Below are 22,925 nucleotides of genomic sequence, written 5' to 3'. Positions count from 1 at the left end.
ATTTTTTGTCGCTGTCCCGCCTCATCGACGAGGGGCGCTGCGCGGTCGTCACGAAGCGTGGAGGTGGGATGTGATGGGCGGGCCGGTTTGCAGCGTGGTCATTCGCGCGGACGAACAACATCGGCTCGCACGGTCAAGTCGCGTGGTCCTGATACTCCGATGCCAGTATCAAGCCTGCGCCGGCGCCAACGGCGCCGCGTGGGTGACGGTGACCAGAAAGCCCGGCGCACCGGGGAGAATGCGAAGCAGCCGTTAAAGCCATCGCGCAGGGAGGGCCGGATCGTCCGGCTGGACCTGTGGTACCTGCCGCCTGCATTTTTTGAGCAGGCGGGCCACGGGCCTCAGTCGAGGTCCGGCCTTCCCTGCACCCTCGCTTTGGAGAGGGTGACTGCAAGAGCAATACTCGGACGCGAAAGCGGGTGCGAGGATGAGCTGCCACGCCGGCAAACTTCGTGGCCATCCCGCGCAGCGATGACGCAGTGATAAGGTGACAGGCCCACCGAATACTCCCGTGTCGTCCCCGCGAAAGCGGGAACCCATAAACACCGAAGCCTGCGCTGGACCGAGCTGGAGCCACAGCCGCGCATCATCACAGACGCCGCGGAGTATGGATCCCGGCGTTCGCCGGGAAGACAGCGGAGGATACGGCGAGCGATGACAACGCGGCACGGAAGCCCCTTTCCCATTGACCCCCTTCTCGATTGGCCTATCTCTTCAACACCGCAAAGAAACGGAACTGGATACCCTGATGACCGCACATCCGCGCAACTTCGATGCCGCCATCGATCCCGTCAAGCTCGACCGCCTGGCCGAGGTGGCGGTGAAGGTTGGCCTGCAATTGCAGCCGGGTCAGGATCTGCTGCTGACCGCGCCGTCGGTGGCGCTGCCGCTGGTGCGCAAGGTCGCCGAGCACGCCTACAAGGCCGGTGCGGGAATCGTGACCTCGTTCTTCTCCGACGAGGAGCTGACCTTGGCGCGCTACCGTTTCGGTCATGACAACAGCTTCGATCGCGCCGCCGACTGGCTCTACCAGGGCATGGCCAAGGCATTCTCGGAGAACACCGCGCGGCTCGCCATCGTCGGCGACAATCCGATGCTGCTGTCGGGACAGGATCCGGCCAAGGTGGCACGTGCCAGCAAGGCGAACTCCAAGGCCTACCAGCCGGCGCTGGAGAAGATCACCAATTTCGAGACCAACTGGAACATCATCGCCTATCCGAGCCCGTCCTGGGCCAAGCTGGTTTTCCCGGACGTGCCAGAGGAGGTCGCGGTGGCGAAGCTCGCCGATGCGATCTTCGCCGCGTCGCGCGTCGATCGCGAGGATGCCGTGTCCGCCTGGGAGCGCCACAACGCGGTGCTGCGCGAGCGCACCGGGTGGCTCAACGGCCAGCGCTTCAGCGCGCTGCATTACACCGGACCCGGCATGGACCTGACGATCGGTCTCGCCGACGACCACGAATGGGAGGGCGGCGCCTCGACCGCCAAGAACGGCATCACCTGCAATGCCAACATTCCGACCGAGGAAGTGTTCACGACGCCGCATTGCCGCCGTGTGTCGGGTCACGTCGTCAGCTCCAAGCCGCTGTCCTATCAGGGCACGCTGATCGACAACATCCAGGTCAGGTTCGAGGAGGGCCGCATCGTCGAGGCCAGGGCCTCGAAGGGCGAGGAGGTCCTGAACAAGGTGCTCGACACCGACGAGGGCGCGCGCCGGCTCGGCGAGGTCGCGCTGGTGCCGCACTCCTCGCCGATCTCCAAGAGCGGCCTGTTGTTCTACAACACGCTGTTCGACGAGAACGCCGCCTCGCACATCGCGCTCGGCCAGTGCTACTCGAAATGCTTCATCAACGGCACCTCGCTGTCGCCGGAGCAGATCGCCGCCCAGGGCGGCAACCGAAGCCTGATCCACATCGACTGGATGATCGGCGCGGCCGACACCGACATCGACGGCCTCCATGAAGATGGCCGTCGCGTGCCGGTGTTCCGCAAGGGCGAGTGGGCCTGATGCATGACGGGCCGGCGTCACGCGTGCACCGGCCCGAAACGAGCCGCGAGCGATGCTCGCGGCGGTGTCGTCGTCGGTCGAACGTGCCTACTGCTTGGCGCTGCCGGTGGTGGCCTGCACGTCGATCGTGATCCGCTCCGACATGACCGGCTTGTTGTGCGGGATGTGGCTCCAGTCGCCGAGCACGAGCTGCAAGGTGTGCTTGCCCGGCGTGAGATTGACCGAGGCTTCGGTCTGGCCCTTGCCGAAATGCACGTGGCCGGCATCGACCGGGATCGCCTCGTTGAGCGAGTCGCCCTCGAGCGCGGGCGCGTCGATCAGCAGGTGGTGGTGGCCGGTGTTGGGGGCCTCGGTGCCGGACGGGGCAACGCCCATGCCGGACAGGCCGAAACGGATCAGGACCGGCGAGGAGACGGTGTCGCCGTCCTTCAGGTTGATGAAGTAGGCCTTGGCGTTGTCGGGGGCGGGCGTTTCGCCCGCCATGACGAGGCTGGCGGTTGCAAGGGTGGCGGCGGACAGCGTGAGGGCGAGTGCGAGGCTCAGTCGGCGCATCCTGGGAAATCCTTATCTCTGCGAAGGCGGCAAATCTTTAAAGGCGACGGCACAACTCAGGATGGGCAGGGCGACCAGAGGGAAGCCTGTCCGCATCTTGCAGTGCGGTCAAAGAGTAGATCAGCAGGTTTGGCGAGGCCGCGAACAAATTGCGGCGTTCGCGTGGAGTTTATAGCGCTTGCGTGTTTGTGATGCGACGGCTGGTCGCGGCGATCGGTTCAAATCTTAACGACTTCGGAAAGCAGCCATTAGGTGCAATCGGCTACGGTCGCGGGCTCACGCCGCCGTTCAGCCGGTCATTTCAATCCGATGCATTTGAGGTCCAAGATGTCCCCGTCCTTGATCGAAACCGCCAATCTCGCCGTCGACCTGGCGCCCGCTCCGATCGAGCCGTCCTGGATCATCGAGGGCAGTCCGACCGCGACCTCCTGCACCATCGCACGCAGCAGCGACGGGCTGGGCTCGACCATCGTCTGGCATTGCACCGAGGGCAAGTTCAACTGGTACTACGATTTCGACGAGACGATCCTGATCCTCGAAGGCGCGATCGTGCTGGAGAGCGAGGGCATGCCGGCGAAGCGCTATGGGCCGGGCGACGTGATCTTCTTCCGCGACGGCGCCCATGCCAAATGGCATGTCGAGGGCCACGTCAAGAAGCTCGCCTTCTGCCTGAAGACGCAGCCCTACCTGCTCGGCCTCGCGGTGCGCGTGATCAACAAGCTCAAGCGCATGTTCCTGACGCCGGAAGGCCGCCGCGGCACCAGCCTCGCGGGCGCTTAGACCCCGTCGAGGATGATCACGGTCGGGACCTGTGGCAGCAGCTCGCGCGACATCTTCAAGCTGCGCTCGGCGCGGCGGTCGATCTCGAACTGCTGGCCGATCTTGCGCATGAACGCGTCGAGCGGCGTCGCGAAGCGGTGCATCGGCAGCACCACGGAGGCGCGCAGCCGCTTGGTGATCTCCGAGATGCCGTCGAGCGACATCGTGTAGGTGCCGTCGATCGGCACCATCACCACGTCGAGCCGGCCGATGGCGGCGAAATGCGTCTCGTCCAGCTTGACGTGCAAATGGCCGAGATGGCCGATGCACAGGCCGGCAACCTCGAAGATGAAGATCGAGTTGCCGTCCTTGATCATGTCGGCGCCGATGGAATCGCTGAAGTAGCGGCGGATGTCGGTGGTGATGTTGCGGATCAGCACGTCGCCGATCCGCTCGAAGATCTGGGCCGGCTTGCCGTCGTCGCCCCAGCCGCGCAGCACATGCGGGATGCGCGGATCGGGCGCCAGCGTGTAATGCGTCGAGTGCGCCCGGTTCATGGTGATCACGTCGGGCAGCCGTCCGACTTGATAAGCGCCGCTGTAGTCGGTGGCGATGCGGATGCCCATCGGCGTGTCGATGAAGTAGGTCGAGTGGCCGGCATAGGTGATGGTCACCTCGTTGCCGGCCGCCGCCGCCCGGCGCAAGCTGACAGGCGTGGCGCGCGGCGGGGCGCTGGCCATCGCCAGGCACTCGCTGGTGCGCGGCCCCGATTGCGCCACAGCGGGCGATGCGAACGAGACCAGGACGGCAAGCAGCGAGACCAGCGGGCGCAGCATGGCGGTTCCTCTTCAACAGCGCGTGTGAGTGTAGCGAGGAATCCGGATCAGAACTATCCTCGGCGCGACGTCCGGCTGGACAGGGCGGCGCAACGATGCGGGAGCATGGCATGACGGATCGGGTGTTGCGGCCGCTGCGGGAGATCGATGCAGGCGTGCTCCGCATCGCCCATTTCGAGAGCGGGCCGGCCGACGGCCCCGTCGTCATCTTGCTGCACGGCTATCCCTACGACATCCACTCCTACGTCGAGGTCGCGCCGCGCCTTGCAGCTCATGGCTGCCGCGTCATCGTCCCCTATGTGCGCGGCTATGGCCCGACGCGGTTCCGCGACGCATCGACGCCGCGCTCGGGGCAGCAGGCTGCGATTGGCGCCGACCTGATCGCGCTGATGGATGCGCTGGCGATCCCGCGCGCGGTGTTCGCCGGCTATGATTGGGGGGGCCGCGCGGCTTGCGTCGGCGCGGCGCTGTGGCCCGAGCGCTGCACGGGCCTGGTCTCCGTGAACGGCTACCTGATCCAGGACATTGCGCGGGCATTGGAGCCGGCGCCGGTGCCGCGCGAGTTCGCGTTCTGGTATCAATGGTACTTCCAGACCGAGCGCGGCCGCGCCGGGCTTGCCGCCAACCGCGCCGAGATCGCCAGGCTGCTGTGGCAGCAATGGTCGCCGCACTGGCGCTTCGACGATGCGACCTTCGCGCGCTCTGCTGCGGCGTTCGACAATCCAGATCACGTCGACGTCGTGATCCACAGCTATCGCCATCGCTACGGGCTGGCCGATGGGGATCCGCGCTATCAGGAGCTGGAGCGGCGATTGGCGAGCCAGCCCGTCGTCACCGTGCCCACGATCACGCTCGATGGCGACGCCGACGGCGTGATCCCGGCAACGGACGGTCAGGCGCATGCTGCGAAGTTCAGCAACCGGATCGGCCATCGCGTGATCGCGCGGGCCGGCCACAATTTGCCGCAGGAAGAGCCGGCGGCGTTCGCCGCTGCCGTGATGGAGGTGCTGCGCTGAACGCTTCAGGTTCGTGCCGGCCTCAGCTTCCAGGCTGCGAGCAAGAGGCCCGCGGTCATCAGGCCGCAGACGATGGCAGCCTCGGGCAGCGCGAGCGCCAGTGCAGCGGTCGCCGCCCAGCCGATCGAGGAGAACGCCTCGGCAAAGGTCGCCAGCCGCGACGAGGTCTGGCGGCGGCGGAACTGGCTGCGCCGCGCCTGGATCCGGAACCAGAGCTGGATGGCCGTGGAGGAGACGGTCGCGACCAGAACGGCAACGGCCGTGATCACCGCCTGCGCCGGCGCGACCCAGCCGAGCGCGAGCACGAGAGGCGCGAAGATCACCGCGATCGTGATCAGCACGACCTCGACCTTGGCGCGCACGATGCGCGTCGCCGGCAGCGGCGCCGTCGCCACCAGTTCGGGCGCGTCCTCGCCGGAGATGGTGAGCCAGGCGAGGCCGCCCGCGAGCTGGCCCGCCGCCATCACGACGACCGGCGTGATCAGGAACACCGCCTGCGAGCTGTCGGAGTAGCTGCGCCACAGCAGCAGCGCCGGAGGCACCAGATAGAGCAGTTGCATCAGCGTCTGCGAGATCAGCCAGGGATCGCGCCGCAGCAGCATGAACTCCTTGCGCCGCAGCGCCTGCTGCCGCGAGCCGCCCCGAAACGACCTGACGCGTGCGCCGGCGCGGCTGGAGATGCCCTGGGCCGCGGCGCTGATCGCGGTGTCGGCGAAGCGCGGCGAGAACACCATCATGACGACGCCGAGCAACAGCAGGCCTGCGGCCAGCAGGATCAGCAGCGCCTGGCCGTCGCCGAGCGCCGCGCGGGCCGGCAGCCAAAGGATGCTGTCGGGATCGGGCGCGATGGCGGCTGCGGCATCCGAGGTGAGCACGGCGAAGCGCGACAGCGTGCCGTAGGACACGATCGCGGCGATCTGCAGCACGATGACGAAGCCGGCGCCGATCACGGCGGCCAGGATCTGGGCGACCAGCCGCGTTCGCGCCGGGCCGATCAGGCGGAACAGGACGATCGTGATGGCAATGGCGATCGCCGCCGCCGACAGGCCGACGGCCGCGACCACGACGAACGCCGCGAGCCAGCGTGCGCCGCCCTCGATCAGCAGCACGTCGACGAACGGTGTCGCGAGCAGCAGCGCCATGCTGGTCACGGAGAGCGCGATGGCCGCGATCCGGACCGAAAAGATCTCGGCCAACCGCACCGGCGACGACATGATGAGATCGAGGTCGGCGCGCGCGTAGAACACGCGGGTGACGGATTCGATCGCCTGCGACAGCATCAGCGCCCAGGACAGCATGATGGTCGCGGTGATGACGATCAGCGCGGTCTTGTCGAGCGGCAGCTCGAGATCGGCGTAGCGACCGACCACGATCCAGGCCGGCAGATGCATGAGGGCGCCGAACAGCACGAGACCGATGACGGCGGCCCGCGTGCGGCGGCGCCTGCCGGCCGTGATCATGCCGAGCCATTCCCGCCAGGCGAGCCTGAGCTCGTGACGGGCGAACCAGGCGAGCGTCGCCGCCCGCGTCATGCCGCGGACTCGACGTCGACCAGCGCGATGAACAGCTCCTCCAGGCTGGTGTCGGTGCGACCGTTCTGCTGGCGCAGCTCGGCCAGAGTGCCTTCGGCGACGACGCGCCCGGCGGCGATGACCCCGATCCGGTCGGCCATGCGCTCGGCGACTTCGAGAATGTGCGTGGTCATGATCACCGTGTCGCCGCGGCGGACGCGCTCGGCGAGCAGGCCCTTGACGTGCCGCGCCGACACCGCGTCCAGGCCCGTCAGCGGCTCGTCCAGGATGATCAGCCGCGGGTCGTGGATCAGCGCGCCGGCGAGCGCCACCTTCTGGCGCATGCCCTTGGAAAAGCCTTCGCAGCGCTCGTGCAGATGCGGCTCCAGCCCGAGCGAGACCAGAAGTTCGGTTGCCGCGTTACTCGAGGTCGCGGGATCGATGCCCCACAGTCCGGCGACGAACTCGAGATATTCGAGCGGCGTGAGCTTGTCGTAGATCATGGGCTCGTCGGAGACCCAGGCCATCACCTGCTTGGCCGCGATCGGGTCGCGCAGCGCATCGATGCCGAAGATCTCGATCCGCCCGGCATCCGGGCGCAGCAGGCCCGCGACCATGCGCAGCGTCGTCGTCTTGCCGGCGCCGTTCGGGCCGACCAGTGCATAGAATTCGCCCGAGCGCACCACGAGGTCGAGTGCATCGACCGCCGGCCGTTCGAAACACTTCGTCAATCCTCGCACGGCGAGGGCGGGGCTGCCTGGGGTCATGACGGCACTATCGCCTCGATCGGTTCGCGTCTGCAATGTGGATGCAACTCGTTGCGGCGCGGTGAACGAGCCGCCGCATCGTGTCCTTCGGCGCCGGCCGGTTCCGTCGGCGCACAGTCCGCATTCCCGCCGTGCTCGTCCCGCGAACTCCCGGCCACGTCTCAAGTTGTGGGCGCGCGGCAACGATGCGCGATCGTCAATGGTTTACGGAAGCCGTCCCCTCAGGCGACAGCGCTTGGACCTCCGCCATCAGGGGCAAGGCCTGATACCGGGAGATGCCGGTCTCGTCGATCACGAACAACGGCCGCACCTGCCGCGCATCGCTGTCCTGGATCATCGCCATGCGCTGATTGTCGAGCATGAGCCAATGCCCGTCGAGGCGCGCCGCCGCGACGGCATGATCCTCGCCCCGGACGACATCGTGCAGGATCACGATCCGCAGATCGTCGGAGGCAATGCCAGCCATCCGAAGTGCGACGAACTTGGCGATCGCGTAGTCCTCGCAGTCGCCGGCACGGCGTTCGAACGTAGCGAGAGGGGAGGCCCACACGTCCACCTGGCCATATTGAGCGAGATCACTGGCCGGCCGGATGGCCAGATTGACCGCGCGATTGATCTCGCCGAGCCTGGCCCGTCCCGCGCGGATACGGCCCTGATCGATGATCGCCAGCAGGCTGAGGGCGGTGGGGGAGACGCAGCGCTCGCGGTCGCCATCGCACAGCGCAAGCTGCACGCGCTCGTCTTCGAGTTTGCGCGCGAGCGTCAACCACTTGTCGCGCAACGCGCCGGCCTCCAGGCCGACCCGCGGCAGGCCGAATGGTTCCGCCGTATCCTCGATGGCGGTTGCGAACCCCAATGGCTGCGCGACAGGACCGGCGCTCGCTGGGCTGCCGATCCATATGGCGGCGCTGGCGGCCGCGGCCGCCAGCGAGGCGCGCATCAGCGCGAGAAAATTCATGTGACGCCCCGTGCCCGGATCTCGGCCGGCGCGACGCAGCGCCTGACGGAACCGGATGCTTGTTGGGGGTCAGCATGGGTGCGGAGGCTTGGCCTCTGCTTAAAACCGGCAATCCGGCGACCAAATCGCAGGATTTACGCTGAACGTTGTGTTGCTCCGATGCGACAAATCCTAGCGAAAGCTGAGCGAGGGTCGCGAAGGTCAGGAGGGTTCGCGGTGAAGTTGTGCTTCGAACTCAGCTGCAGCTCCTGCCAAATTGATGCAATTCGCCGATTCTTGTTCTCCCACCCGCAGTCCTCCACTTGAAATCCGTTGTCAGGGGTAAGCCGGTGCGGATGTTGATGTCGGCAAAGGTATTGGATGGTCTATGAATACTTGGAATTACTTTTGTTTTCTGAAACGATGTGAATTTTGACTTGGCAGACCTCGGCCGGCGCCAACTTTAAAGAGAGCGAAAACTCGACAACATCGTAGCGATCCCGCGGAAGTCGTCGTTTTTGGCCACCTGAAGCACAAGCTGAAGGTGGTTCCGCCAGACACTTGCCAGTGATATGCACGCCTTGAACACTCATTCTTATGTATTCATTAACCATAGTCGGTAGCCCCGTGAATTACGCTGGCAATTCTGACGCCGCGCTTTTCTCCGAAGGCCGGGGCGCCTCTTCGCACGGTCACGTGCGGCTGGAGGCCCCGCATGCCCATGCACCGACGGACGCCATCGTCGTTCCGGACGCGCATTTTCTGTTCAATGCCGATTTCAAGCGGTCTGGCCTCGACCTGATCCTCTCGTCCGATGGGCGCGAAATGGTGCTGCCGGACTATTTCAAGGGCGAGAAACGGGCGCCGCTGGCGTCACCGGATGGCGCGCATCTGACCGGCGACCTCGTCAATGCGCTCTCCGGCGCGGTGCAGGTCAGCCAGGCCGGGGCGGCTGCGAGCGTGAGCAAGGTCATCGGCCATGTGACCAAGCTGCAGGGCACCGCGACCGTCATCCGCAACGGCGTTTCGATCCTCCTTCACAACGGCGACAACGTCGAGAAGGGCGACGTGGTCCAGTCCGGCTCGGATTCGACGCTCGGCATCACCTTCATCGACGGCACCGTGTTCGGCCTGTCGTCCAATGCGCGGATGGTGCTGAATGAAATGGTGTACGATCCCAACGGGTCGAACAATTCCTCGCTGATCAGCCTCGTTGCCGGCACGATCTCGTTCGTGGCCGGCGAGACCGCCAAGCACGGCGACATGAAGGTCGACACGCCCGTGGCGACCATGGGCATTCGCGGCACCGCCGTGCTGGTCGAGATCGACTTCACGGTGCCGGGGCAGGGCGGTCTGCCCGATGCCAAGTTCCAGGTGCTGGTCGAGCCCGATGGCCGCACCGGCTCCTACGTGCTGTTCGACAAGACGACGCTGCAGCCGATCGCTGTGGTGAATCAGGCCGGACAGCAGATCCAGATCAGCAACGGAATCGTGAATCAGAGCGCTGTGCCGCTCACGCCGGACATCCAGAAGCTCATCAACGACGTCTTCACGCTGAAGTTCACCGACAACACCAATCCGAAGTCGACAACCCATTTCACCGACATCGGGGTGCCGCAGACGCTGACGCCGTTGACCTTGCCCAATGGCACCAGCGCGACGCCGACCTATCAGGTGACCGACAATACGGGCTCGACACCCACGACGAGCTCGACGTCCGAGCAGCCGTCGCACATTCCGGGTGCGCCGGAGGTCAGGATTCTCGATGCCGGCGGCCGGCTGACCACGACCTTCGGTCTGGCCGAGCGGGCCGGTCAGACGGGCAACGGCGCCGACCTCGACACCGTCCTCACCCGCGTCAATTTCCTCGACGTCAATAACATCGACCGGCCGACGGTCTCGGTGAGCTTCAAGTCCTATGCGTTCAAGAGCGCGCAGCAGGCCGACGTCACGGCATCGCTGAACGCCCTGCAGTTGCAGGATGTCATGGCGACGGCCGTGAAGATCACGGTGGTGCCGGATCCGACCAACAAGAATTTCGGCTCGGCAATGCTGAGCTACAGTGTTCCCGACAACTACTTCGATTTTCTGGCCGCGGGCGAGACGCTGACGCTGACCTACGTCGTGCGCGTCGACAACAATTTCGCGCCGTCGAACGAGTATACCGAGGTGCCGATCACGATCACGGTGACCGGCACCAACGACAAGCCCGAGATCACGGCGAACGTCCCGGCCATCGCGTTCGAGGGCGGCACCAGCGTGCCCGGCGGGCCGCTCACCTCCGAGGACCCGACCTCCGGCACGCTGACGTTCAAGGATGTTGACCTCACCGACACCCATAGCGTGTCGGCCAAGCTGACCGGCGCGGTTCTTGAAAGCGGCGGCAGCATTCCGCCAGCGCCACTGGCGCTGTTCGAGCAGGCGCTGACGGCATCCCTGGCCTCCGACAGCACCGGCAGCGGCACCGGCAAGATCAACTGGAGCTTCGCCAACCTACCGGTCTATGTCGCCGATTTCATTCCCGCGGGTCAGAAGGTGACGCTCACCTACACGGTGACCGTGACGGACTCGCATGGCGCGACGTCGACCCAGACGATCACGGTGACGATCACCGGCACCGACGATCCGGCCGTGGTCTGGATCGCCACGACCCAGCCCGGCGAAAGCAGCGGCGGCCAGGTTCATTTGTGGAGCGACGGCGCGAACTGGGCAACCGGCCTGGCTCCGACCACCGATGATGACGTCATCATCATCACCGATCAGCTGCACGGCCTGACGCCGGCCTTTCCGGTGACGATCGATGACGACGCCTACGCCTACGCCAAATCGGTCACGCTGAATGATTTCGGCGGCGGCGCCGTTCCGGAGCTCGACAATAACGGCACGCTGACGATCAGCGGCGCACTGACGGCCAAGGCCGACTCGCGCATCTACAACTTCTCGGGTGCGACGATCACCGTCGGCGGCTCGGCGCAGATTCTCGAGCAAAGCGAGCTGCACAATGCCGGCACCGTGCTGCTGGCTGGCGGCGGCGTCTTCGGGGCGAACGCCGGCATCGTCAACACCGGAATGATCGAGCTGTCCGGCGGCACGCTGACCGTGCATGGTGACGTTGCGAACGCCGATGAGGACAGCTCCGGTCTCATCGAGGTCGACCTCGGCGCGACGCTGACTCTGGATGGCGGCAGCATCGATGGCGGCGCCATCGTCATCCAGGGCGCGCCGATCGTTCAGAACTTCGGAACGTTGGAGAGCGGCGGGGAGACACCCCAACCTGCCAACGGCCTGCTCGTTCTGAAGGGCGGAGCCGCGATCAGTGATGGCGAGCTGAAAAATTTTGGCTCGATCGAGGTCTCCGGCAGCGGCAACACCCTCTCGGACGAAGCCGTCACGAATGCCGGCCTGATCGATGTCGAGGCCGATGGTGAGCTTACGCTAAACGGCGGCACCAGCATCGATAATGCGGGTGGCAATATCACGGTCGAGGGCTCCGCGACCCTGACGCTATCGCATGCGGATATTACTGGCGGCACGCTGACCAACGAGTCCGGCGGAACGATAGCCCTGATCGGCCACGCCACGCTGAGCGGCGGCACGCTCGACAATTTCGAGACGATCGCCGTGTCCGGCAGCGGCAATGCGTTCGAGGACGAGACGATCACGAATGCGAACGCTGCCGCGATCACCATTGCGCTGAGCGGTGCACTCTCGCTGAGCGGCACGAGTATCGCCGGCGGCGCTGTCAGCAACGAAGGGACGATCTCCGTCGACGGCGACAGCACGATCGAGGGCAGCGCCGTCGCGGGTGGTACGCTGCTGATCGGCGAGACCGGCGCGTTCGCGGAGATCACGGCCATCCTGACGGTCAAGGGCAGCGCGTCATTGACCGACGTCGATATCGCCATCGGCGACGGCTCGATGCTTCAGGTCGCTGCAGAGGAGAGCGCAACACTGATCGGCGTCAGCGTCGACAACGGCGGCACTGTCCAGGTGGACGACGGCGCGCTGCTGCTGATCGAGGACAGCACGATCACCGGCGGCGATCTCGTCAACCACGGCATCGTGCATGTCGAGACCGCGGCTGCGACCACCTTCGACAACGTTACTATCGATAACACGGACGGTCAGATCATCATCGATAAGGATGGTGAGATGCCGGTGGAATCGATCCTGGTGCTCGACGGGAGCACGACGCTCACCGGCGGCACGTTGGAAATTCGGAGCGTCGGCACGCTGGAGATCGCCGGCAACGATGTGACCCTGTCCGGAATGGACGTCTGGAATTTCGGCGTCTGCACCGTCGACCTCGGTGCGATCCTCGACCTTGCCGATACCAAGGTGAGTCATGACGGCACGCTCTACATCTACGGCACGATCTCCGCGAGCGGGCTGAGCGGCATCGGCGGAACGATCTTCAACTATGGCACGATCGAGATCACGGCGGGCAAGTTCGAGATCGCCGGCGACGTCGAAGGCTCCGGGATCATCAAGGTCGATGCCGGCGCAACGCTGACGGTCGATGGTCACGTGGACCAGACGATCGACTTCGGCAGCGAGGGGAGCAGCGAACTCGTCATCGATGATGCCGGCTTCTCCGCCAAGATCGCCGGCCTCGGCGTCGACGACAAGATCGATCTGCAGACGATCAAGTGGAGCGAGGCGACAACGGCGTCTTACGATGCCGAGACGGGCGTGCTCACCGTCATCGACGGCGAAGGGCACAGCATTGCCCTGACGCTCGAAGGCGACTTCAGCGACTTGCATTTCGCGGGCAGCAATGACGGGCATGACGGAACGCTGATCACGCTGACGGCCGAAGACACGGCGCCTGTGATCGCGGATTCCGGCCGGCCCGGTACAATCACCGAAGCGGCCGCTCAAACAGGGGCGTCCGATCAGCACAGCGTCGCCGGCAGCGTCAAGTTCACCGATGTCGACCTGACCGATCGGCCAACCGCATCGATCGGGGCGCAGAGCGTGACTTGGACTGCGGCCGATCAGCAGAAAGATTTGTCGAGTCAGCTGACGCCGGACCAGATCGCAGCGCTGGAACAGGCGCTGCACTTGAGCCAGGGCGGCAACGCCAACAATGGCAAGGTCGACTGGACTTATGCCATCACCGACGGCTCGCTCGATTTCCTCGGCGCCGGCCAGACCGTCACGGTCACCACCACGGTGACGCTCGACGACCATCAGGGCAAGAGCGCGACCTCGACGATCGTCGTCAACATCACCGGGACCAACGACCTGCCGGTCGTGACGAGCGAGGTGCAGTCGGCCGAAATCGCCGAGCGCGCGGCGATGTCCGGCTCGGATCTGCTCGACACTGTAAGCGGCACGATCGCTTTCGAGGATGCGGACATCACCGATGCGCATGTCTTGAAGGTGACCGGCGTCGCGACCTCCGGCAACGACCACGGGCTGCCGTCGGATCTGTCCGTGCTCAAGAGCTGGCTGTCGCTCGGCTCGCTCACAGAATCCGGCAGTGGTGCGGGATCGCAGGCCTGGACCTTCGCTGCCAATGACAAGGTGTTCGACTATCTCGGTGTCGACGAGCATGTCACGCTGACCTACACGGTCGCGATCGACGACGGTCACGGCGTCGTGGTCGATGTGCCCGTCACCATCACGGTCAACGGCGCAGAGGATGCGCCCGTCATCACAGGTGAAACGAACCCGACGGTCCAGACCGTTATCCTGGCCGAGCAGGCGAGGGTGCTCGCAAGCACCGCCAGCACCAATGCCGAGGGCCTGCCGACCGAAACGTTCGATCGCGTGTCGGCCGGCAACATCTCCGATAACGGGCGCGGCCATGGCAGCTTCTACAGCCAGGCGCTGCACGCGACGTTCACGGCCAGCGGCAATGCGGGGATCGTGCACGGCTCCTCGCCGGTGTCGGCAGCGCCCTACATGGTCGACGGTGTGGACAAGACCAACTATCTCAGCATCGGCAGCCACGCCCAGGAGACCATCACCTTCGACAGCGTCAAGAACAGCTTCGGGCTGTATTGGGGCTCGGTCGACAGCTACAACAGCATCTCCTTCTACAACGGCAACAAGCTGGTCGCCTCCTACTCGGGCAGCGACGTCGCGCCGCTGCTCGCCAATGGCGGACAGACTTCGCTGGCCTCGAATGGCTATGTCGAGTTCCTCGGCCTGTCCCCGTTCAACAAGGTGGTGCTTGCCAGCAGCCAGAATGCGTTCGAGCTCGACAACGTCTCGGCGGGCTACATCCCGGATCAGCCGGTGAAATTGGCGAGCGGCATGTCCGGTACCTTGACGGTGCTCGACAGGGATGTCGGCAACACGCTGACCGCTTCGGTGGTCGAAAATGGCGTGATCAAATACAATGGCTCTCTGAGCCTGCCTTCGAATGCCCACGTCCAGGCGCTGGCCGATGCCCACGCGATCACCTTCGACAGCACGAGCTCCGATGGCGGCTCCGATGTCCTGCACTGGACATATCATCCGGTCGACGTGAACCTGGATTTCCTCAATTCCGGCGACGCGCTGACCATCACCTATCAGGCGAAGGTCAGCGACGGCCACGGCGGCACGGCGACCAAGGCACTGACCGTCACCTTGGCGGGCAATGGTGCATCGACGGTCAACGGCACGGACCAGAGCGACAATTTCGTCAATGTCGGCGGTGGCGTGACGATCTTCGGCAAGGACGGCAACGACACCTTCGTCTTCAACCCGCATTTCGGCAGCGCCACGATCGGCGATTTCAACGTCAACAAGGACATCGTCGAGATCGATCACTCGCTGTTCGCCAGCGTTGCTGCGCTCGTGGCCTCGGCGCAGTCCGCCAATGGCGGCCACGACACGATCATCACCGACGCAGCCCACGATACGCTCACCCTCAAGGGGGTGACGCTTGAGCAGTTCAAGGCGCATCACGACGGTTTTCACCTCGTCTGAGCCCGCGCGTCCGCCGCGCGATGCGGACGGCGGCGTCGCCGAGCGGAACGCGGTCCGGATAACCGGACGACTCGGATCGCCGGCTTCGGCGTGATATCGGATGCTGCATGAAACGATTGAGAGCAGTACCTCGGTGGTTCGCGCGCAAGTTCGGCTATGCGCGCATGATCTGCCTGCTGCTGCTGATCGGCTTCGCGGCGCTACGCGTCGCAGACCCTGCCCTGGTGCAGGAGCTGCGCGTCCGGACCTTCGATAATTTCCAGGTGCTGAGTCCGCGGATCAAGACGCTGCGGCCGGTGACCATCGTCGATATCGACGAGAAGAGTCTCGCGAATCCCAAGCTCGGTCAGTGGCCCTGGCCGCGCACGCGGATCGCCGAGATCATCGACACTCTGACCCGACTCGGCGCCGTGGTAATTGCCTTCGACGTCGTGTTTGCCGAGCCGGACCGGCTCAATCCCGGGCTCGCGGCCGAGACTTTTTCAAATCTCGACGAGCCGACGCGCGAGAAGCTGAGGAAATTGCCATCCAATGACCAGGTGCTCGCCGACGCGCTGAAGCGGTCGCGCGTAGTGCTCGGCGAATCCGGTGGTCCTGAGGCTCGTGCAGGCCTCGACAAGACTTTGCCTGTGACAGGCATCGCGACGCTGGGCCACAGCCAGGATGCAACGCCATTCATGTGGAATTTTCCCGGGCTGCTGCGCAACGTCCCCGTGATCGAGCATGCGGCCGCTGGTCGCGGCCTGTTCACCATCAAACCGGAGCGCGATGGCATCATTCGCCGGGTGCCGATGATCATGCTGGCTCAGGGGGATATCATGCCTTCCCTGAGCTTCGAGATGCTGCGGGTCGCGACCCGCACGGATACGATTCGGATCAGGACTGACAAGAGTGGCATCATCGGTCTTGGTCTGGGTGCTGTACAGATTCCGACCGACGCGAATGGGCAGCTCTGGCTGCACTATGCCGAGAGTGACCCATCGATCTACGTGTCGGCCATTGACGTTCTGGAGGGTCGGGTGCCGCCGGAGAAGATCGCCGGCAAACTGGTGCTGATCGGGCCATCGGCCACCGGCCTGAACGACATCAAGACCACGCCGATTTCTCCGGCCATGCCGGGCGTTGAGGTGCATGCTCAGGTGCTCGAGAGTGCTCTGACCGGTGCGATTCTGACGCCGCCCTATTGGGGACTCCCGGCCGAGTTCTTCGGTGCGCTCCTTCTCGGCCTGCTCGTGATCGTCTTCGCGCCGCAACTCGGCGCCGTCGCTCTAGTGGTGGTCGGGGCGCTGTTCGCGGCCGCTCTGCTCGGGATTTCCTGGTACTTCTACACCCAGCATCGGCTGCTGATCGACTTCACCTATCCGATGCTGTCGACGACGGCGATCTATCTGACGCTGATCTTCGCTAACTTCGTCCGCGAGCAGAACCAGCGTCGGCAGATGCGCTCGGTGTTCGGACAATATCTGTCGCCGGTGCTGGTCGAGCAGCTTGCCCAATCACCGCCGACGCTGGGCGGCGAGGAGCGCGAGATCACGGTGATGTTCTCGGACGTGCGCGGCTTCACCACGATCTCGGAGAGCTACAAGCACGATCCGCAGGGCCTGACACAGCTGATGAACCGCTTCCTCACGCCGCTGACCAACGCGATCATCGCTCGCAAGGGCTATGTCGACAAATACATGGGCGACGCCATCATGGCGTTCTGGAACGCGCCGCTCGCCGACAAGGATCATCAGATAAATGCCTGCGAAGCGGCGCTCGACATGCTCGAGCGGATCGATCAGGTGAACGGCGAACGCGAGCAGGAGGCCGAGCATGGCGGCCACGTCTACATTCCGCTCAAGGTCGGAATCGGCCTCAACACCGGCATCGGCGTGGTCGGCAACATGGGCTCCGACCTGAAGTTCAACTATTCGGCGCTTGGCGACAGCGTAAACCTCGCCTCGCGCCTGGAGGGCCAGACCAAGGAGTACGGCTTTCCGATCATCGTCGGCTCGGCGACTGCGATGGCCGTGAAGGACCAGTTCGCGATTCTCGAGCTCGACTTCATCATGGTCAAGGGTAAGACCGAGCCGGAGGTGATCTACGCCATCGCCGGCCGCGAGGACGTGATGTATTCCGAGCGCTTCCAGTTGCTCCGCAACCTCACCATCGAGATGCTGGCGAGCTATCGCAGCCGCGATTGGGAAGGGGCGCTGGCCGCGATCGAGCGCGGCCGCAAGAGCGACCAGGGACAAGACTTGGCCAAGCTCTATGATCTCTATGACGCACGCATCCGCAACTATCAGGTCAATCCGCCGCCCGAGGATTGGAACGGGGCGTACGCACTGCTGACGAAGTAGCCGGTGCCCCGTTCCCGAGTTCGCATCATATCGCGGCGGCCTCGTTGGCCAGGTTCGGTGCCCGCGCGATGAGTATGCTCATCACTTGCAGACCACATAAGCCGAATAGGGCGGGCAACGCTTGCTGCGCTCTTCCGTGCCGGGGACGGGGCGGGTGGAATGCCGTGGCGGGAGGCTTCGCTTGGCACGCGGCAGCTTGCCCGCATCGTGCTTCGATGACGATGGGACGAAGCGGGTTCCAGGCCCATTGGATGATGTCTGGGCGTCCACCGCCGCGAGCTTGCCGATGAATGCGAGCGACAGGATGACGAGCTTGACCGAACGATAGCGCGCTCCAGTCTGCGGGACTGGTACAAGGATAGCGCAATCGAGCAGGCGTCGAGCGCATTGCGTTTGTTGCGAGGTTGCAACAGGGGGATAAGAAGCAACTTGTGTCATGTGACGTCGATTGCATGAATCTGCGCGAACTTGTAGCATGTCTCTACCGAAGATAGAAAGTGCTGCAGATGGGGGGCATCGATGCAGTCTTCTGAGGACAGGAGTGCGGCTGGTTTGACGCAGGGCAGGCCGGCACGGGGTGCGATCAAGCGTTTCACTCTACCAGTTGCGGGCAGCCTCATCGCTGCTGTGGCTTGTGTGCTCGGGGCCGGCGCGGTGTCGGCCGCGGATCTCCCGGTCAAGGCGCCGCCTCCGCCGGTCTCGCTGTGGGAGTTCGAGGTCGGCGCCCGCTATTTCTACAGTTCGGGCCGCACCCGCTACACGTTGGGCGATCCTTTCGTCGCTGGCCAAACCAATTCTCTGCTGACCTACAAGAATCTCAACAGCCATGCCGGCGAGGGGTTCGCCAGGGCCGATCACAGTCTGGGTTTCTTCGCCAAGGGCTTTGCGGGCGGTGGCAACATCTTCAGCGGCAGGCTCAACGACGAAGACTTCCCGCCAGCCGTCATTCCGTACTCGAATACGGACAGCAGCGTGAACAGCGGCAGGCTTTGGTACGGCACGATCGACGCCGGCTACAATTTCTGGAGGGGGCCGGCGTTCAAGGTCGGCGGCTTCATCGGCTACAACCATTTCTACGAAACCGTCAACGCATACGGATGTATCCAGGTCGCGACCAATCCGTTTATCTGTGGTCTCGATCCTGTTGCGGGGGGCGTGCTGGTGCTCAGCAAGACCGAGAACTGGGATTCGCTCCGTGTCGGGTTGAACGGCGTCTTCAAGCTCGGCCAGAACTGGAACGTCACCCTCGATGGCGCCGTTCTGCCCTACGTCCGGCTGAGCGGATTCGACAATCACTGGCTGCGGCCCGACATCAATCCGCTTCCGCAATCTGGAAATGGCTGGGGCTACCAGCTCGAGGGCATTGTGTCATACGACGTGACGAGAAATTTCAGCGTCGGCGTCGGTGGCCGCTATTGGTACGCCCGGACGACCAGTGGGACCACCCAATTTCCTGGAGTCCCGGGGTCGCCCACGACCTTCAGCTACGAGCGGTACGGCGGCTTTCTCCAGGCCTCCTACAAATTTGACTCGGGCGCCTTCGGGAAATGAAATATTGGCTATCGTGCTGAAGAGAAAGCCCGGCAAAACGCCGGGCTTCCTTCTTTGCGAGCACGACAGCCGCCGGCCCGGTCAGTTATTCCGCCCCGATCGTCGTCAGGTCCTGGAACCAGTGTTGCGCCTGCACGAACTTCTTGACCTTCGGCGATAGCGCGTGCGGATTGGTGTCGTGCACGACCCAGACCAGCACCGCATCGTCGACCACAGCCGCATGCGCCTGCGCGATCAACTCGTCCTGCTTGGCCGGATCGAACGTCTGCTTGGCTTCAGCAATCAGCGCATCGACCTTGGGATTCTTGTAGCCGCCCCAGTTGACGCCAACGGGCGCGATCTGGTCGGAGGCGAAGAAGCGGACGATCGCGTAGAGCGGGTCCGATGTGACATAGGCGATGTTGTTGGCGGTGATGCCGGCGTTCATCTCGTCCGCCGCGCCCTTGCGCCAATGCGTGTACAGCGTCTCCAACTCGACGACCTTGAAGTCGATGTCGATGCCGATCTCCTTGAAGCTCTGCTGCAGATATTCGTTCATCGGCAGCGACAGCATCTGGCCGGTGCCGCCCTGCGCGATGATGAAGGTGGTCTTGAGCGGCTTGTCCTTGGAGTAGCCGGCCTCCTCGACCAGCTTCTTGGCGGCGGCGACATCATATTTCAGCTCGAAGCTCGGCTTGCCGAACCACGGGCTCGACGGGTCGACCTGGCCCTTGGCCGGCTTGGCGAGGCCGTTCATCAGCCCGACGACCTCGTCGCGGTTGATGGCGAGGTTGAGCGCCCTGCGCAGCCGGATGTCGGTCCAGGGCGATCCCGGCAGCACGCTGAGGTGGTAGTTCCAGACATGCGGCGTGACGTTGTCGACGAGCTTCATGCCGGCCGCCTTGAGCTGCGGCACGGCGTCCGGCGCCGGCGTCTCGATCAGGTCGACCTGGCCGGCGAGCAGCGCATTGGTGCGGGTCAGCGCCTCCGGCATCGGCACCAGCACCAGCTTGTCCGTCCTCGGCAGCCGGTCCTTGTTCCAATATTCGGAATTCTTCGTCAGCTCGGCGAGCTCGCGCGGCACCAGCTTGGTCAGCTTGAACGGCCCGGTGCCGGAGGGCTGGCTGGCGAACTTGTCCCAGTCCTTGCCGAGCTTCTCATACTGCGCCGGGCTCGAAATCAGGAACCACAGCATCTGATAGGGAAAGAACGAGTCGACCGTCTTGGTGGTGATCTCGACCGTGGAGTCGTCGATCTTGGCGTAGCTCGCCACCGACGGAAGGCGCGTCTTGACCTGCGCGCTCTGCCGCTTGTCGAACTGCGGTGCCTTATCGTTGAGCACCTTGTCCAGATTCCAGATCACCGCGTCGGCATTGAAGTCGCTGCCGTCGTGGAACTTGACGCCCTTGCGCAGGGTGAAGCGCCACTTGGTCTTGTCGGCGTCATCGACCTTCCACTCGCTGGCGAGGCCCGGGATCAGCTTGCCGGGCTTGTCGGCTGTGCTCATGTCCCACGCGACCAGCGGATCATAGATCGTATAGCCGGTAAACTGATAGGCGCCGGCGCCGCGATCGGGCTGGCCGGTCGTCAGCGGGATGTCGGCCATCGAGATGCCGTAGCGTAGAACGGTTTCGGCCCGCGCCGCGCCGGCCGAGAGGCCGAGCACAAGCGCGGTGGCAAGCAGTGAGTTGAGGATACGCATGCGGGTGAAGCTCCGTGGCAATCGGATCAATTCGATCCGCGAAACCTGCAATCCGGGTGCCAAGCCCCGGTCGTGATCATTTGAGTACAAACGGTTGTGACCTCGCGTCGCAGGGCCGTGCGCGAAGGCACCGCTGGCATAGCCGTTGCATAACGATGCACAGAATTTAGCCAGCTTGATCGGAGATGTTGATCGTGCTTTCGCGTATTGCGACCTCAATGAAGGAACGTGCGGCTGTTGCGGCTGCCATGATGACGACGGTCTCGGCCCTCGCGCTGCCGGCGCAAGCCAGCGCGGAATCCGTGCTGCGCATCGGCATGACTGCGGCGGACATTCCGCGCACGCTCGGCCAGCCCGACCAGGGCTTCGAGGGTAACCGCTTCACCGGCCTCACCATGTATGACGCGTTGACGGCGTGGGACCTGTCGTCGGCGGACAAGCCGAGCGTCGTCATTCCCGGCCTTGCCACCGAATGGAAGGTCGACGACGCCGACAAGACCAAATGGACGTTCAAGCTGCGTCCCGGCGTCACCTTCCATGACGGCGCGCCGTTCAACGCCGATGCCGTGGTGTGGAACGTCGAGAAGGTGCTGAAGCAAGACGCGCCGCAGTTCGATCCGAGCCAGGTCGGCGTCACCGCCTCGCGCATGCCGACGCTGGCGTCTGCGCGCAAGATCGACGACCTCACGGTGGAGCTGACGACCAAGGAGCCGGACAGCTTCCTGCCGATCAACCTCACCAACCTGTTCATGGCGAGCCCGACCAAGTGGCAGAAGCTCTATGAGGCCGCGACCGGCGCCGACGACAAGGCGAAGTCGCAAGCCGCCTGGGCCGCCTTCGCCAAGGACGCCTCTGGCACCGGCCCGTGGAAGATGACCAAGTTCACGCCGCGCGAGCGGCTCGAGCTGTCGAAGAACGAGGCCTATTGGGACAAGGCGCGCGTGCCGAAGTCCGACAAGATGATCCTGCTGCCGATGCCGGAAGCCAATGCGCGCACCGCGGCGCTGCTGTCCGGTCAGGTCGACTGGGTCGAGGCGCCGGCGCCGGATGCGCTGCCCGAGATCAACCAGCGCGGCTTCAAGCTCTACGCCAATGAGCAGCCGCATGTCTGGCCCTGGCAGTTCTCGCGCGTCGACGGCTCGCCGTGGAACGACATCCGCGTCCGCAAGGCCGCCAATCTCTGCATCGATCGCGAAGGCCTGAAGGATGGTCTGCTCGCCGGACTGATGGTGCCGGCGACCGGCACCTTCGAGAAGGGCCATCCCTGGCGCGGCAACGTCACCTTCGAGATCAAGTACGACAAGGCGGCCGCACAGAAGCTGATGCAGGAGGCCGGCTACGGCCCGAACAAGAAGCTCGAGGTCAAGACGCAGACCTCGGCGTCGGGCTCGGGCCAGATGCAACCGCTGCCGATGAACGAATATCTGCAGCAGGCGCTGGCCGAGTGCTATTTCGACGTCAAGCTCGACGTCATCGAGTGGAACACGCTGTTCACCAACTGGCGCCGCGGCGCCAAGGATCCCTCCGCCAACGGCGCCAACGCCACCAACGTCACCTACGCGGCGATGGATCCGTTCTTCGCGCTGGTGCGCTTCCTGCAGTCCTCGATGGCGCCGCCGGTGTCCAACAATTGGGGCTTCATCAATAATCCGAAGTTCGACGAGCTGGTGAAGAAGGCGCGCCAGACCTTCGATCCCACCGAGCGCGACAAGGCGCTCGCGGAGCTGCATGCGGCCTCGGTCGATGATGCGGCGTTCCTTTACGTCGCCCACGACGTCGGCCCGCGCGCCATGAGCCCGAAGGTCAAGGGCGTGGTGCAGCCGAAGAGCTGGTTCATCGACTTCTCGCCGATCTCGGTGGAGCCGTGATCTTGATAGAGGGGTAGTCTCTGCACGTGCGCCGTTGCGCTCCCTCCCCCCTTGTGGGGGAGGGGCGGGGAGGGGGGCCTCCGGCGGCAGTCTTCGCGTGGACCCCCACCCCCGACCCCTCCCCGCAAGGGGGAGGGGAGTCTTCCATCACCACCTTCTCCCGTATGGGTGAAGGA

At 64.6% G+C, this 22,925-nt stretch carries 14 protein-coding genes; 7 read left to right on the top strand and 7 right to left on the bottom strand.

Features of this window, described 5'->3' with window-relative positions; genetic code table 11:
* Positions 1-748 precede the first annotated feature (748 nt).
* The gene (locus tag QX070_RS03295; protein ID WP_315734857.1) at positions 749-2,005 is read left to right on the top strand and encodes an aminopeptidase; all 1,257 of its coding nucleotides are present in this window, start codon (positions 749-751) and stop codon (positions 2,003-2,005) included.
* Positions 2,006-2,092: 87 nt separating this feature from the next.
* Here the strand turns inward: QX070_RS03295 and QX070_RS03290 are convergent, their stop codons facing one another.
* On the bottom strand, positions 2,093-2,557 hold the full coding sequence (locus QX070_RS03290) for a DUF4399 domain-containing protein (protein ID WP_315734855.1): 465 nt from the start codon (positions 2,555-2,557) through the stop codon (positions 2,093-2,095).
* Between the two features lie 327 nt (positions 2,558-2,884).
* Here QX070_RS03290 and QX070_RS03285 point away from each other — a divergent pair, with 327 nt between their 5' ends.
* Positions 2,885-3,337 carry a cupin domain-containing protein gene (locus tag QX070_RS03285; RefSeq protein ID WP_315734852.1) on the top strand — a complete coding sequence of 151 codons (453 nt, stop codon included), beginning with the start codon at positions 2,885-2,887 and terminating at the stop codon, positions 3,335-3,337.
* Here the strand turns inward: QX070_RS03285 and QX070_RS03280 are convergent.
* Positions 3,334-4,152, bottom strand: a complete 819-nt coding sequence (locus tag QX070_RS03280; protein WP_315734850.1) for an MBL fold metallo-hydrolase — start codon at positions 4,150-4,152, stop codon at positions 3,334-3,336. The two genes, QX070_RS03285 and QX070_RS03280, sit on opposite strands and share 4 nt — an antisense overlap.
* A 110-nt stretch (positions 4,153-4,262) precedes the next feature.
* Here QX070_RS03280 and QX070_RS03275 point away from each other — a divergent pair, with 110 nt between their 5' ends.
* Positions 4,263-5,168, top strand: a complete 906-nt coding sequence (locus QX070_RS03275; protein WP_315734848.1) for an alpha/beta hydrolase — start codon at positions 4,263-4,265, stop codon at positions 5,166-5,168.
* 5 nt (positions 5,169-5,173) lie between these two features.
* Here QX070_RS03275 and QX070_RS03270 read toward each other — a convergent pair whose 3' ends face one another.
* The 3 genes from QX070_RS03270 to QX070_RS03260 all read right to left on the bottom strand — a co-directional run bounded on the left by QX070_RS03270 (position 5,174) and on the right by QX070_RS03260 (position 8,404).
* The gene (locus tag QX070_RS03270) at positions 5,174-6,700 is read right to left on the bottom strand and encodes a permease (protein WP_315734845.1); all 1,527 of its coding nucleotides are present in this window, start codon (positions 6,698-6,700) and stop codon (positions 5,174-5,176) included.
* On the bottom strand, positions 6,697-7,446 hold the full coding sequence (locus tag QX070_RS03265; RefSeq protein WP_315734843.1) for an ABC transporter ATP-binding protein: 750 nt from the start codon (positions 7,444-7,446) through the stop codon (positions 6,697-6,699). The genes QX070_RS03270 and QX070_RS03265 overlap by 4 nt, the downstream gene beginning before the upstream one ends.
* Before the next feature lie 196 nt (positions 7,447-7,642).
* Positions 7,643-8,404: a transglutaminase-like cysteine peptidase gene (locus QX070_RS03260; RefSeq protein ID WP_409999150.1), complete on the bottom strand. Its 762-nt coding sequence runs from the start codon at positions 8,402-8,404 to the stop codon at positions 7,643-7,645.
* Between the two features lie 606 nt (positions 8,405-9,010).
* Here QX070_RS03260 and QX070_RS03255 point away from each other — a divergent pair.
* On the top strand, positions 9,011-15,307 hold the full coding sequence (locus QX070_RS03255) for a VCBS domain-containing protein (protein ID WP_315734838.1): 6,297 nt from the start codon (positions 9,011-9,013) through the stop codon (positions 15,305-15,307).
* Between the two features lie 107 nt (positions 15,308-15,414).
* A complete protein-coding gene (locus tag QX070_RS03250; RefSeq protein ID WP_315734836.1) occupies positions 15,415-17,649 on the top strand; it encodes an adenylate/guanylate cyclase domain-containing protein in 2,235 nt (744 codons plus the stop codon).
* An 81-nt stretch (positions 17,650-17,730) separates the two neighbouring features.
* Here QX070_RS03250 and QX070_RS03245 read toward each other — a convergent pair whose 3' ends face one another.
* On the bottom strand, positions 17,731-18,087 hold the full coding sequence (locus QX070_RS03245; protein WP_315734834.1) for a hypothetical protein: 357 nt from the start codon (positions 18,085-18,087) through the stop codon (positions 17,731-17,733).
* Positions 18,088-18,168: 81 nt separating this feature from the next.
* Between QX070_RS03245 and QX070_RS03240 the strand changes: the two genes are divergently transcribed.
* Positions 18,169-19,200, top strand: coding sequence for a hypothetical protein (locus QX070_RS03240; RefSeq protein ID WP_315734832.1), 1,032 nt, complete (start codon positions 18,169-18,171; stop codon positions 19,198-19,200).
* An 85-nt stretch (positions 19,201-19,285) separates the two neighbouring features.
* On the opposite strand, the gene QX070_RS03235 is transcribed toward QX070_RS03240, so the two are convergent.
* Complete coding sequence (locus QX070_RS03235; RefSeq protein WP_315734830.1) at positions 19,286-20,881, bottom strand: ABC transporter substrate-binding protein; 1,596 nt, start codon at positions 20,879-20,881, stop codon at positions 19,286-19,288.
* Positions 20,882-21,099: 218 nt separating this feature from the next.
* Between QX070_RS03235 and QX070_RS03230 the strand changes: the two genes are divergently transcribed.
* Positions 21,100-22,749 carry an ABC transporter substrate-binding protein gene (locus QX070_RS03230; protein WP_409997683.1) on the top strand — a complete coding sequence of 550 codons (1,650 nt, stop codon included), beginning with the start codon at positions 21,100-21,102 and terminating at the stop codon, positions 22,747-22,749.
* Positions 22,750-22,925 lie beyond the last annotated feature (176 nt).

The sequence above is a fragment of the Bradyrhizobium sp. SZCCHNR1093 genome, from assembly GCF_032381175.1.
In the GTDB taxonomy this organism is placed as follows: domain Bacteria; phylum Pseudomonadota; class Alphaproteobacteria; order Rhizobiales; family Xanthobacteraceae; genus Bradyrhizobium.
Note: the sequence above shows the minus strand (reverse complement) of the source record. Positions and strands in the feature narration are given on the sequence as shown.

Excerpts from the sequence above, each read along its gene's own strand:
- QX070_RS03295 (WP_315734857.1), top strand. The coding sequence starts at position 749 with ATGACCGCACATCCGCGCAACTTCGATGCCGCCATCGATCCCGTCAAG.
- QX070_RS03290 (WP_315734855.1), bottom strand. The coding sequence starts at position 2,557 with ATGCGCCGACTGAGCCTCGCACTCGCCCTCACGCTGTCCGCCGCCACC.
- QX070_RS03285 (WP_315734852.1), top strand. The coding sequence starts at position 2,885 with ATGTCCCCGTCCTTGATCGAAACCGCCAATCTCGCCGTCGACCTGGCG.
- QX070_RS03280 (WP_315734850.1), bottom strand. The coding sequence starts at position 4,152 with ATGCTGCGCCCGCTGGTCTCGCTGCTTGCCGTCCTGGTCTCGTTCGCA.
- QX070_RS03275 (WP_315734848.1), top strand. The coding sequence starts at position 4,263 with ATGACGGATCGGGTGTTGCGGCCGCTGCGGGAGATCGATGCAGGCGTG.
- QX070_RS03270 (WP_315734845.1), bottom strand. The coding sequence starts at position 6,700 with ATGACGCGGGCGGCGACGCTCGCCTGGTTCGCCCGTCACGAGCTCAGG.
- QX070_RS03265 (WP_315734843.1), bottom strand. The coding sequence starts at position 7,446 with ATGACCCCAGGCAGCCCCGCCCTCGCCGTGCGAGGATTGACGAAGTGT.
- QX070_RS03260 (WP_409999150.1), bottom strand. The coding sequence starts at position 8,404 with ATGAATTTTCTCGCGCTGATGCGCGCCTCGCTGGCGGCCGCGGCCGCC.
- QX070_RS03250 (WP_315734836.1), top strand. The coding sequence starts at position 15,415 with ATGAAACGATTGAGAGCAGTACCTCGGTGGTTCGCGCGCAAGTTCGGC.
- QX070_RS03245 (WP_315734834.1), bottom strand. The coding sequence starts at position 18,087 with ATGACACAAGTTGCTTCTTATCCCCCTGTTGCAACCTCGCAACAAACG.
- QX070_RS03240 (WP_315734832.1), top strand. The coding sequence starts at position 18,169 with ATGCAGTCTTCTGAGGACAGGAGTGCGGCTGGTTTGACGCAGGGCAGG.
- QX070_RS03235 (WP_315734830.1), bottom strand. The coding sequence starts at position 20,881 with ATGCGTATCCTCAACTCACTGCTTGCCACCGCGCTTGTGCTCGGCCTC.
- QX070_RS03230 (WP_409997683.1), top strand. The coding sequence starts at position 21,100 with ATGAAGGAACGTGCGGCTGTTGCGGCTGCCATGATGACGACGGTCTCG.